At 36.0% G+C, this 12,770-nt stretch carries 11 protein-coding genes; 8 read left to right on the forward strand and 3 right to left on the reverse strand.

Annotation, left to right across the window (positions count from 1 at the left end):
- Nucleotide 1: 1 nt before the first annotated feature.
- Nucleotides 2-481, reverse strand: a complete 480-nt coding sequence (locus tag ACWPVE_RS14320) for a GAF domain-containing protein (protein ID WP_453994406.1) — start codon at nucleotides 479-481, stop codon at nucleotides 2-4.
- A 159-nt stretch (nucleotides 482-640) separates the two neighbouring features.
- Here ACWPVE_RS14320 and refZ point away from each other — a divergent pair, with 159 nt between their 5' ends.
- Nucleotides 641-1,294: a forespore capture DNA-binding protein RefZ gene (gene refZ / locus ACWPVE_RS14325; RefSeq protein WP_453994408.1), complete on the forward strand. Its 654-nt coding sequence runs from the start codon at nucleotides 641-643 to the stop codon at nucleotides 1,292-1,294.
- On the opposite strand, the gene hisJ is transcribed toward refZ, so the two are convergent.
- Entirely contained in the window at nucleotides 1,284-2,105 is an 822-nt protein-coding gene (hisJ, locus tag ACWPVE_RS14330; protein WP_453994410.1) for a histidinol-phosphatase HisJ, read from the reverse strand. The genes refZ and hisJ overlap by 11 nt on opposite strands.
- Nucleotides 2,106-2,366: 261 nt before the next feature.
- Here hisJ and ezrA point away from each other — a divergent pair, with 261 nt between their 5' ends.
- The 6 genes from ezrA to ACWPVE_RS14360 all read left to right on the forward strand — a co-directional run bounded on the left by ezrA (nucleotide 2,367) and on the right by ACWPVE_RS14360 (nucleotide 10,453).
- The gene (ezrA, locus tag ACWPVE_RS14335) at nucleotides 2,367-4,061 is read left to right on the forward strand and encodes a septation ring formation regulator EzrA (RefSeq protein ID WP_453994412.1); all 1,695 of its coding nucleotides are present in this window, start codon (nucleotides 2,367-2,369) and stop codon (nucleotides 4,059-4,061) included.
- Nucleotides 4,062-4,307: 246 nt separating this feature from the next.
- Entirely contained in the window at nucleotides 4,308-5,465 is a 1,158-nt protein-coding gene (locus ACWPVE_RS14340; protein ID WP_453994414.1) for a cysteine desulfurase family protein, read from the forward strand.
- Nucleotides 5,455-6,654: a tRNA uracil 4-sulfurtransferase ThiI gene (gene thiI, locus ACWPVE_RS14345; protein WP_453994416.1), complete on the forward strand. Its 1,200-nt coding sequence runs from the start codon at nucleotides 5,455-5,457 to the stop codon at nucleotides 6,652-6,654. The genes ACWPVE_RS14340 and thiI overlap by 11 nt, the downstream gene beginning before the upstream one ends.
- Nucleotides 6,655-6,752: 98 nt before the next feature.
- Nucleotides 6,753-6,956 (forward strand): small, acid-soluble spore protein, alpha/beta type, encoded by a 204-nt coding sequence (locus ACWPVE_RS14350; protein ID WP_453994418.1) that lies wholly within the window; start codon nucleotides 6,753-6,755, stop codon nucleotides 6,954-6,956.
- A gap of 236 nt (nucleotides 6,957-7,192) precedes the next feature.
- On the forward strand, nucleotides 7,193-8,773 hold the full coding sequence (mbcS, locus tag ACWPVE_RS14355) for an acyl-CoA synthetase MbcS (RefSeq protein WP_453994420.1): 1,581 nt from the start codon (nucleotides 7,193-7,195) through the stop codon (nucleotides 8,771-8,773).
- Nucleotides 8,774-8,863: 90 nt separating this feature from the next.
- Nucleotides 8,864-10,453 carry an amidohydrolase gene (locus tag ACWPVE_RS14360; protein ID WP_453994422.1) on the forward strand — a complete coding sequence of 530 codons (1,590 nt, stop codon included), beginning with the start codon at nucleotides 8,864-8,866 and terminating at the stop codon, nucleotides 10,451-10,453.
- Nucleotides 10,454-10,632: 179 nt separating this feature from the next.
- Here ACWPVE_RS14360 and ACWPVE_RS14365 read toward each other — a convergent pair whose 3' ends face one another.
- Complete coding sequence (locus tag ACWPVE_RS14365; protein ID WP_453994424.1) at nucleotides 10,633-11,430, reverse strand: NAD kinase; 798 nt, start codon at nucleotides 11,428-11,430, stop codon at nucleotides 10,633-10,635.
- Nucleotides 11,431-11,740: 310 nt separating this feature from the next.
- On the opposite strand from ACWPVE_RS14365, the gene sppA reads away from it, so the two are divergent.
- Nucleotides 11,741-12,763, forward strand: a complete 1,023-nt coding sequence (sppA, locus tag ACWPVE_RS14370; RefSeq protein ID WP_453994426.1) for a signal peptide peptidase SppA — start codon at nucleotides 11,741-11,743, stop codon at nucleotides 12,761-12,763.
- Nucleotides 12,764-12,770: the final 7 nt, after the last annotated feature.

Below are 12,770 nucleotides of genomic sequence, written 5' to 3' on the forward strand. Positions count from 1 at the left end.
CTTATATATGCTTTTCTAAGACTTTTACAAATTCCTCTAAACATTGTTGGTCAACTTCATCAAAGCGATCTTTGATTGGACTATCAATGTCTAAAACACCAAATACTTCACCATTCTTCATTATTGGGACTACTATTTCTGATTGTGAAGCACTGTCACATGCAATATGTCCTGGGAAAAGGTGCACATCTGGCACTCTTTCAGTTTGTTGCTTTTGTGCTGCTGTACCACAAACTCCACGCCCCATTGGAATTCTTACGCATGCTGGTAACCCCTGAAATGGTCCAAGAATTAATTCATTTTCTTTCTTTACATAAAAACCAACCCAATTGATATTATCTAAAAATTGGTTAAGTAAAGCAGATGCATTTGCTAAATTCGCCGTTTGATCATGCTCTCCTTCAAGTAAAGCGTCTAGTTGTTTTGTTACTAGTCTATAGTCTTCTACTTTATTACCTTTATATTGTTCGACATGAAACATAATGGTTCCCCTCCATTTGAGTATTTCCTACATAAATTATATCAATAATAGCTTATCGTGCATGACTTGTCGATAAAATCTTAAAGGAATCTGCCTAAAACTAGCGAAATCTATACAATAACAAAGTACGCAGAATAATAAAGGTAAGGTGGGTTGGGTATGAAACAAAAAAGCATGAAACAAAAAATTATTGAATCGGCTGTTTTTTTATTTAATACAAGGGGCTTTGATGGTACAACTGTTCGTGAAATTTCGAAACATGCAAAATGTAATGTTGCCAATATATCTTATTATTTTGGAAGTAAAGAAGGCTTACTAGAATATCTCGTTTCCTCTTATTTAGAGAGATATTTGGCAATTGTCGAAAATGCCTACCTTGAATTAGATAACAGAACAGCAAGAGAATGTTTACTGCTAGCAATTAGAGGTATCATGGAATTTCAAAAGGATAATCGTCAATTATCACGATTTGTCCAAAGGGAAATTACATTTGATACCACATTGATTCGCGAAATTATGACCACCTATATGACAAAAGAAAAGTACTATTTTCAAGCCATTTTTGAAACAGGAACAAAACAATTAGAATTTGCCCCTATTTCGATACCATATGTCATTATGCAATTAAAGGGTATGCTCTCTATGCCTTATTTACACCCTCAATATATGACAGAAGTGTTGCATTTAATGCCATATGAAATGTATGTGAGTGAACAGTATTGCTCTGAAATCGAAAGATGGGTCAATTTGACCATCTGCAGACAACCCCAAACGGTGAAAAATAAAGTGACTCTATTGCCAGTTAACATTTAGTCGGAGACATTAAAATTGCATCTTTATATAGGTCTTCAAACCCCTGATTTAAATCCTTCCAACTATGGGCATCAGATCCATAGACGAGAGGGATTTTTCGTTTTATTGCCTCTTGTATGACTCTATTATTTGGATAAACTTCTTGACAAAGAGGTTTATTTATACCAGCGCCATTGTAATCTAGGGATAATCCCTGCTCCGCGATTAGATCTAAAATCTCAGAAATTTTCTTGTCAAAAGGCTTTGAACACGGAAATTTTTTTTGAAATTTGTGTACAAGTGTTAAATGTCCAATCCGTTTAGGTTTATATGGACCGAGATCTGCAGTAATAGAACGTAACAATGTATCGTAATAAGTTTCATAGATTCCCTCAACTGATGAAAAATCTTGTATCATCGTTGCAAAGGTGTCAGGGCTATAGTCAAGGCAATAGTACTGATCCTTATTTTGTAGAAAATGGACCGATAAAATGCTATCATTCAAGTAACGACCATATTCATTTAAAAAAGCTTTCGTGTCCTCTTCAAATCCCTCAATATAATCAACCTCTAATCCAATATTAATTTTGATATCGGATGCAAACTTTGTTTGAAGGTTTTTTAGGATTGAAAAGTATTTTTCTAAATCATTTGGATCCATTCCACTATCCTTGTGAGGTGTTGGATCGTTAAATCGGGCTGGAAGAGGCGCATGCTCAGTAAAAGTAATTTCATTAAATCCTAATTGAATAGCGCGGAATATATAATCTTCAAATGGGTCTTTTGTGCCGTGTGGACAAAAGGGTGTGTGAACATGACCATCTGCTTTCATCGACAAATCCCTCATTTTTAATAAAATTTGTAAAAAAATTAAAAGTAATAGTCAAAAATTGTCGTTTACATGGTATCATAAATACATTAAAAAAACATTTAAGAAGATTTTAAAAAAGCTTTTTCTAAAAGCTTATAGCTATTGAATATTTCAATTATCTCGATAATAACAAGTAATTTAAAAATTCCTTATTTAAAATAATAATTTACTATACATAAATTGTCTAAAATAGATTGATTGTGGGAGCAAGGAGGCCAAATTATGGAAATCATAATCGGCATAATCGTAGTAGTTGGTGTAGTTGCTATATTTGGATTTTATTCTAGAAAAAAAATATATACAGAAGTAGATCGGCTTGAAGCTTGGAAAATTGACATGATGAATCGCCCCGTTACCGATGAAATAGCGAAAGTAAAAGAGCTAAACATGACAGGCCAAACGGAAGAGTTGTTTGAACGCTGGAGAAAACAATGGGATGAAGTGGTCACTGTTGCACTTCCTGATGTGGAGGAATTATTATTCGATTCAGAGGACCTAGCGGATAAATACCGCTTTGGAAAAGCGAAACGTGTACTTGCTCAAATAGAAGCAATTTTAAATGATGCAGAAACGAATATTGCAACAATTCTAGAAGAATTGAAGGAATTAGTAGGAAGTGAAGAAAAAAATCGCATTGAGGTTGAAGAATTAAATAAATTATATCGTGATTTAAAGAAGAGCTTGCTTGCACACCGTCACACTTATGGTCGTACAGAAAAATTGCTTGAAACCATTCTGGAGGAAATACACGGTAAATTTAATGAGTTTGAAGAAGCAACCACAAACGGGAATTATTTCGAAGCTAGGGAAATTGTTCTACAAATTAAAGAAGACCTTGCTTTAACTAAGCAGCAAATGGATGAAATTCCGCATTTATTACATGAATGTCAACATGTAATTCCAAATCAATTAAACGAAGTTTCAGATGGATATAACCAAATGGAGCAGGAAGGTTATTCGCTTGAACATCATCAGATTTTAAAAGAAATCGAAAGAATGAGGGAGCAGTTAACGAAGTATATTAGTTTAATTGAGGAACTTAAGCTAGATGAAGTGAAAAAGGGACTTGATGACACAAGAGAGGCATTAGATACTATTTATGATTTATTAGAGGCAGAAGTCAAGGCAAATCAGTTTGTTAAGAATGAAGTAGAAAAAATTGAGCAGGACCTCGAAGATTTAATTGAAGGTAGTAAAGAGACAGAAGAAGAAACATCTTTTGTGCAGCAAAGCTACAGGTTGAATGAGAATGATATTGAAAGACATCGAAATATTGTCAAACAAATTAAGCAACTTGTGAAGCAATATGTGTCCATACAAGTAAAGCTTGATGAAGATCAAATTGCCTATTCTTTAGTTAGAATGGAACTTGAAGAAGTGTATGGAAAGATTCAAGAAGTAAAACAGGAGCATTTACAGTATTCCGAAATGCTGAAAACTCTTCGTAAAGATGAACTCCATGCAAGAGAACAAATTTCAGATATGGTCAAAAAGCTTGCTGATGCTAAACGACTTATTTCAAAAAGTAATATTCCAGGCTTACCTGCTAAATATTCTGAACTATTGTCAGAAGCGAATTTGTCTTTAACGCAAGTCATGTCAACTCTGGATGAAAAGCCGCTGAATATGGGTACTGTGAATGAAGCCTTACAAAATGCACTGGATTTAGTATCTAAGACATATGAGAATACAGAAGAAATGATTGAACAAGTCTATCTTGCGGAAAAAGTTATTCAATATGGTAATCGATATCGAAGCCGGAATCCGAAAATAGCAGATAGTTTGAATGAAGCTGAAAAAGCTTTTAGGAATTATGAATATGCGCTTGCTCTAGAACAAGCGGCAACTGCAATTGAGGATATTGATCCAGGAGCATTGAAAAAGATCGAAGTTTTACTTGAAAATGATAAAAAGTAAAGGACCCCAATTGGAGGTCCTTTACTCTTTTAAAAAGGTTAAGTTTTTATGGAATTTCCGACCAATTTTTTGTGTCTAGCAGCAGGTGCCATCGGCTTGAAATCATAAGCCAATCGCTTCTGAAGGCAAAGTGCGCCTTTTACCAGCGTTCGTCTTATGATTGTCGCCGAGGGATGGGCACCTTGCGCTTTTCGATTTGTATGGTATGATTTTGATGCAAAATATGTGCGAAGTAGGGGTAAAACGATGATTTATTTAGATAATAGTGCAACAACAAAACCATTTGATGATGTAATAGATTCTTATATAAAAGTAGCGAAATCATATTTTGGGAACCCTTCTTCCCTACATGGGATTGGTGGACAAGCTGAAAAGTTGTTAAGTCAATCGCGTTCACAGATAGCCAACCTTTTACAAGTAAAACCACAGGAAATCATTTTCACTTCTGGTGGTTCAGAAGGGAATAATTATGCAATCAAGGGGACTGCTCTTCAATATCAAAATCGTGGGAAACATATAATTACCACATCAATTGAGCATCCTTCTGTTAGTGAGGCCTGTAAGCAATTGACAGAGCTTGGCTTTGAGATAACCTATCTCCCTGTAGACAGTAATGGTGTTGTTTCCATTGATAGCTTAAAAAATGCAATCCGTGAAGATACCATTTTGGTTTCAATTATCCATGTGAATAACGAGGTAGGAACAATCCAGCCCGTTGAAGAAATAGGCGAGCTATTGGAAAATTATCCGAAAGTCATCTATCATGTTGATCACGTACAAGGAATGGGTAAAACTCGATTAGATTTCTATAAGGCTAAACTAGATTTATGTACAATTTCAGGTCACAAGTTTAATGGTCTTAAAGGAACGGGTGTCCTTTACGTCCGACAAGGTGTGAGAATAAAGCCCTTGATTTCGGGTGGAGACCAAGAAATGCAAAAAAGGGCAGGAACGGAAAATGTAGCTGGTTTTGTTGCTCTTGCAAAAGCACTAAGGTTAACGTTAGAAAATAGGGAAGAAAATATTAAACATCTCTCACAACTAAAAAAATGTATAACCGAAAAATTATCATTGATAAGCGCGGTTAAAATACACACACCAGAACAATTTAGTGCTCCTCATATTATTAACTTTTCAATTGATGGGTTGAAGCCTGAAGTATTTGTTCATTTATTGGAGGAAAATGAGATTTATGTTTCCACTACCTCTGCATGTTCATCAAAAAATAATGAACCAAGTAAAACATTGCTCGCAATGGGGGTGCCGAATGTTTTAGCAAATAGCTCAATTCGAATTAGCTTGTCACCTCAAAATGAACTTGCTGAGGTTCCAATTATTATACAAGCGATTGAAAATGCAATAAAAAAATTACAAAATGTAATGGGGGAAAGAAATGGAATATGATCACATTATTATTCGATTCGGTGAGATTACAACAAAGGGCCGTAATCGAAATCTATTCATAAATAAATTGGCTAGTACGATTGAGAGAAAACTGAATAACTACAAAAGGCTCAAGGTTGAAAAGACAAGAGATCGAATTTATATAAAGTTAAACGGAGAGGCGCATGAGGGAATTGTTGAAGTTCTGAAGAATATCATTGGTATTCAAACCTTTAGTCTAGCAGTAAAGGTTGAAAGTGATATTGAAAAAATTAAAGATGGAGTTTTAGCCATATTCGAACAACTTGATTATAAGGGAAAATCATTCAAAATCTCTGCCCGACGTTCGGATAAAACATTCCCACTTGACTCTAATCAATTAAATTATGAGCTAGGAAGTCATATTTTAAAAAATGCAGGGGAAATCTATGTAAATGTGCATACTCCAGACATTAATGTTCGTGTAGAGGTTCAAAAAGAAGCAACATACATTACATTTAAAGATGAAGTAGGCTTAGGCGGACTTCCTGTTGGATCAAGTGGAAAAGCAATGCTTATGCTATCTGGAGGGCTAGATAGTCCTGTTGCTGGCTTTTTAGCAATGAAGAGGGGTCTAACGATCGAAGCAGTTCATTTTCATAGTCCGCCATACACAAGTGAACGAGCACGCCAGAAGGTTATTGATCTCGCACAGCAACTATCAAACTTTTCAGGGAAAATTAAGTTGCATATCGTCCCGTTTACTGAGATACAGACAACAATTGTGAGACAAATTCCTGAAAACTATACATTGATTTCAACAAGACGAATGATGTTGCGGATTACAGATGAAATTAGAAGAAGACGCAATGCCCTTGCGATTGTAACTGGTGAAAGTCTTGGACAGGTGGCGAGCCAGACTTTGGAAAGCATGCATGTCATAAATAATGTCACAAATACACCTATTATTCGACCGCTTGTTACGGTAGATAAATTTGACATTATTGAAATGGCAAAGAAAATCGATACACATGATATATCAATCCTACCGTATGAAGATTGTTGTACAATCTTTACACCGAAAGCACCAAAAACTAGACCAAGACTTGAAAAAATAACGCATTATGAAAGTTATACAGATTTTGAAAGTTTAATTGAAAAAGCAGTTCAGGAAACTGAGATTCTCACGTTAGACTTTTCAGAGAAGGAAGAAATTGAGGATCTATTCTAATAGAAAGCCTTGACAATGTTGTGAACATTTACCAGTGATTTACATGTATTATGCCATGTGATTTTACACAATATATACTCACAAGGAGGTGAAATCACATGGCAAACAACAACAACAGCAACCAACTTCTAGTACCTGGTGCACAACAAGCAATCGACCAAATGAAATATGAAATTGCTCAAGAGTTTGGTGTAAACCTTGGTGCTGACACTACTTCTCGTGCTAACGGATCAGTTGGTGGAGAAATCACTAAGCGTTTAGTATCTTTCGCTCAACAACAAATGGGCGGAGGTAACTTCTAAAAAATAAATAAATGGCTACAAGGACGGGGGCAACCTCGTCCTTTATTTTATTTATCATTATAATACTGCTGATTTCCTTATTTGGTTTTCTACGCGACCTCATATTAAGAGACGGGATTACTATCAGACTTTAAAATCAGATATTATAAGCTGGTCATAAAAAATTCACAAAACCTCTTCCAAATTGTTCAAACTTTTTTATATAATTAGAATATCAATTAAGAGGAGGAGTTGTCGTGAAAAGAGAAGATTTACTTGCACCTGCACAGTATAACTTGGTTCAAGAAATTGAAAAGTATACGAATAACCCAGATAAAATTGCTTTAAAATGGGAAGATGAACAGGGGAATAAAGAGGAAATTACGTACATAGATCTCTTCAAAAATGTAAATCGAATTGGAAATACTCTAATCAACAGCGGACTAAGCAAAGGCGATAAAGTATTAGTCATCATTCCTCGTCTAGTCGATGCATACATGGTTTATTTAGGAGCATTAAAAGCGGGATTAGTAGTAATCCCAAGTTCTGAGATGCTTCGTCCAAAAGATCTTCAGTATCGGATTACACATGGAGATGTAAAAGCTATTATTAGCTATCATCCGTATTGCGAACAATTTTCAACCATAGATAATACAGAACATATAACCAAATTTACAGTTGGCGGAAAAGCCGAAAGCTGGATTTCTTTAGATGATGAAATGAAGAAACAATCTGAAGAACTTGCTATTGTGAAGACTAGTAAGGATGATATGGCCTTTTTATCTTATACTTCTGGAACAACTGGGAATCCAAAGGGAGTTGTTCATACACATGGGTGGGCATATGCACATTTAAAAACGGCAGCCCCATATTGGTTAAGCATTAATGAATCAGATATTGTTTGGGCAACAGCTGGACCAGGTTGGCAAAAATGGATTTGGAGTCCATTCCTATCTACACTAGGAAGTGGTGCAACAGGATTTGTTTATTTTGGTAAATTTGATCCTATTAAATACCTGCAATTACTAAGTTCATATGAAATAAATGTTTTATGTTGTACACCTACAGAATATCGTCTCATGGCAAAGGTCGAAAATCTATCAGAATACACATTGCCTGCTTTACACAGTGCTGTATCAGCTGGAGAACCTTTGAATCGTGAAGTTATTGATACCTTTAAACGAGAATTTAACATTGAGGTTCGGGATGGGTATGGACAAACAGAAAATACCCTATTGGTAGGAGTTTTAAAGGGGATGCCGATTAAACCTGGCTCAATGGGTAAACCTACACCTGGTAATAATGTTGAAATTGTCGATGAGTTTGGTAAGCCTTGCGCAGTTGGTGAAGTGGGGGATATTGGGGTACATAAAGACACTCCAGCCCTATTTAAGGAATATTATAAAGACGCTGAAAGAACAGCTATGCAATTTAGAGGAGATTACTACATTACAGGTGACAAAGCGAAAAAGGACGAAGATGGCTATTTCTGGTTTGAAGGGCGTGCTGACGATATTATTATTAGCTCTGGTTATACGATTGGTCCATTTGAGGTAGAAGATGCACTTGTAAAACATCCGTCCGTAAAGGAATGTGCAGTTGTCGCTAGTCCAGATGAAGTTCGTGGAAATGTCGTTAAAGCGTTTGTTGTCTTACGTGAAGGCATAACTTCAAATGATGAGTTAATTAAGGAACTTCAAGAACATGTAAAACAAGCTACGGCTCCGTATAAATATCCTAGAAAAATTGAATTTGTAAGTGATCTTCCTAAAACAACATCAGGAAAAATTAGAAGAATTGAGCTTAGACAAGCAGAATTATCTAAATTAAAAGCATAACCATGTATGCAAAAGCAGGTAGTTATTTTTTACTATCTGCTTGTTCATGTTAAAGTGGACTTAAAATGAGCGTAAATGGATGGTGTGAAGATGGGAACATTATGGACAGATGGACGAATCTATACAATAGAACATGAAAACTATGAGGTTGAAGCTGTGTTTGTGGAAGACGGTATGATCGTAGCCACAGGACTGAAGAAGGAGATTGAAAATCAATATAAAAATCGAATCGAAAAAGTGATCAGTCTAGAAGGGAATACCATGTTACCTGGGTTTGTTGATAGCCATCTGCACCTCATTGGTCATGGTGAAAAACTGATGAAACTGGATTTTTCAGAGATGACATCCTCACAACAGATATCGGAAGCTATTCATGATTATGTAAAGGATAAGCCAGCGGGTGAATGGATTATCGGGGAAGGCTGGAATGAAAATCAGCTTCCAGATCGAAAGATTTTTCACCGTTATGAGTTGGATGAACTTTCTCCGAATCACCCACTCATGTTAAAGAGGATTTGTCGCCATGCGGTTGTTGTAAATACAAAAGCTTTGGAGTTGGCAGGTATCACAGACGATACGCCAAACCCTGAAGGTGGTATTATTGTAAGGGACTCAGAGGGGCGTGCCACAGGGTATCTATTAGATCAAGCACAAGAATTGGTTAAAGCAGTAATACCAAAGGTTACAGAGGAGTATCTTCAACATGCCCTGCGTTTATCTATTAAAGATTGCCTAAGTAAAGGGCTAGTTGGTGGACATACAGAAGACTTGAATTATTATGGAGGGTTTCTTCGGACTTATCGAGGATTTCAGAAAGTAATCAATGAAGATGGGTATAAATTTAGAACAAATCTTTTGGTTCATCATGAGGTTGTTGAGGATATGCATCGTTTGGGCTATTCTTACGGTGAAGGTGGAGAGTATCTCGAGTTTGGAGCGATGAAGATTTTTGCCGATGGCTCACTAGGGGGACGAACGGCTTTACTGAGTTATCCGTATAATGATTCACCTGAGACGTCTGGTGTAGCAATCCATACGTTAGATGAGCTAAAAAGGCTTGTTCAAAAAGCTAGAAATTTTAAGATGCCAATTGCGGTTCACGCTATAGGTGACCTTGCTTTTGAATATGCATTAGATGCAATTGAGGAATATCCTCCATTACCAAAACAACGAGATCGCCTCATTCATGCTCAAATTTTACGAAAAGAGTTAATAGACCGTGCGAAACAATTACCTGTAATCCTTGATATTCAGCCAAGATTTGTTGTCTCTGATTTTCCTTGGGTAGTTGAAAGAATTGGTAAATTGAATATGAAGTTTTGCTATGCATGGAAAACACTCCTCCAAGAAGGATTACATTGTGCAGGCGGATCTGATGCCCCAATTGAACCGATAGATCCACTTCATGGTATTCATGCAGCAGTTTCTCGAAGAAAGCCCAAAGGGGACGAGATACACATGCATGAACAAAGAATTTCCGTTTTCGAGGCAGTCCGATTATATACAACAGGAAGTGCCTATGCGATTGGTAAAGAAGAAAACATGGGGAAAATTACCCCTGGTTATAAAGCTGATTTTACAGTGCTTGATCAAGATATATTCAATATCCAAGAAGAGAATATTCTCAGTACAAATGTTGTGAAGACAGTTATTAACGGTCAAATTATGTTTGAAAGATAATAAAAAAGACCAAGCTACTGCTTGGTCTAAAGACTGTTGAAAAACGCTTGCATACTTCGTTGCTAGCCTCACATGTCCGCTCATGAAGGTAACTTCTATTCGCGTCTTCGATCAGCTGTGAGCCTTGTCTGATAAGCGTTTTTAAGAGAGTCTAGGAAAGTAAATTTTATTAGTGTTTCCTATAAAAAAGTCCGCTTTACCTTTTCCCAGAATGAATTATCCTTTAGTTTGACAGTTTTAATTCTTTTCTCACTTAGCTTAACTTCAATTTGATTAATATTACGAATACTTAAAGCTTCATTATCCAAACCGATGGTAGGGAAATCATTGCCATCTTCAACATCCCGTAATGTTAATTTTCTTGTGCCACTTAATATAAATGGGGAATCCAAAGTCCGATATTGGTTCGTATTTAATGAAGCAAGTTCGGTTACCTGCATACAAGGAAGTAAAGGATCTACAACAGCACCTCGTACTGATTTATTGTAAGCGGTACTGCCAGTAGGAGTTGAAATAATCATTCCATCCCCGCGGAAGGTTTCAAAATGTAAATCATCAATATACACTTCTAAGACAAATGTCTTAATGATTGCTGAACGAATTGAGCATTCATTCAAGCAATAATAGGCTGGATAATCATCAATCTTCACTTCTAAAATTGGATAACGGCGAACCTCAATATTTTTACTCAACATGGCCTCAACCATTTTATCCGTATCATCTGCATGGAAATCACAATAAAGGTTTAAAGAACCCGTTGTTGAAATCCCTACATAAAGACAGTCTTGTCGGAAATTTGTTTTGCGCACTGCTTGTAGGAAAGTACCGTCTCCGCCAATACTGACAATGACATTTGCTTTTGCAGCGTCCTCTACGATCGTAAAATCATGTTCCATTGCAAGCTTATTTAATTTTTCTACATATTCAATGAGTTTCTCTTCTTTTCGGTAAAAGAAATAGACATTACGACGTTGCAAATGAAAAACCTCCTGTATATGATTTAAGTGATTAATTGAATTATAATGAAATTTGTTATGTATCTTACTAATAGTTTACCAATAAAATGAAACCATTTTTGTTTTAATTCGTATTTATTTTTGAACACTTTCTAAACTTTATTCAACTTTGGTCTAGACTAAGTAGAATAAAAGTTTAAGTCTTTGGCGATGTCTTAGATATTTAAAGGTGAAATAGCGTTGTGTCTAAAGTTGTGGGCTCCAAAAATTAGGGCATAAGTCGCCAAGTTGCATCAGATATTACCATACATAAAAATAGGAGGAAAACAGAATGAATGGGAAACGGTGGGCAGCACTAGGAATTGCTGCAGTCATATTTGTATTTTCAGTCTTTTTTAATTTTGCAACAAATCTAGCCTCGAAAAACTTCAGTGCATTTTCTGATGAACTCTTGAAAACACCAAATGAGGACTATATTGAAAATGTGTTAATCGAAGGAACGGGAACCGATAAGATTCTTGTATTATCTGTAAATGGAGTCATTCAGGATACTGGTAATGTGACTTCTTTCTTCGAAACAGCTGGATATAATCATCAAGCATTCTTAAAAATGATTAAGAAAGCGGAAGAAGATAAAACAGTTAAGGGGATCATTCTAAAAGTGAATTCGCCAGGTGGCGGTGTGGTTGAAAGTGCCGAAATACATAAAAAACTTACAGATTTAAAAGAAGCAACAGAAAAACCGATTTATGTGTCAATGGGGGCTATGGCAGCTTCAGGCGGTTACTATATCTCTGCTCCGGCGGATAAAATTTTTGCTACACCTGATACAATGACTGGTTCATTAGGTGTAATTATGCAAGGAATTAACTATAGTGAACTTGCGGAGAAGTATGGCGTGAAATTTGAAACAATTAAAAGCGGGCCATATAAAGATATCATGTCTTCAAGTCGAGAAATGACTGATGAAGAGAGACAAATCATGCAAACAATGGTAGATAATGCGTACCAAGGATTTGTGGATGTGATAGCCCAAGGTCGTAACATGTCAGAATCTGAGGTTCGTAAAATTGCTGACGGAAGAATTTATGATGGTAGACAAGCAAAAGAAAATCAATTAATTGATGAACTTGGCTATTTTGAAGATACAGTTGAAGCGATGAAAAAGGATTACAACCTTGAAGATAGTAAGGTTGTTGAATACTCGACTCATTTTGGTTTTGGTTCACTATTTTCAATGAGTGCGAAAAAAATCTTTAGTGATGACTTAGAAATGGCTACGTTAGTTCATTTATTATCACAACCTAATTCACCTAGAATGATGTATTTGTACGCTCAGGCAGGGGGGAATTAAATTGAAT

This window comes from Bacillus nitroreducens, from assembly GCF_964021195.1.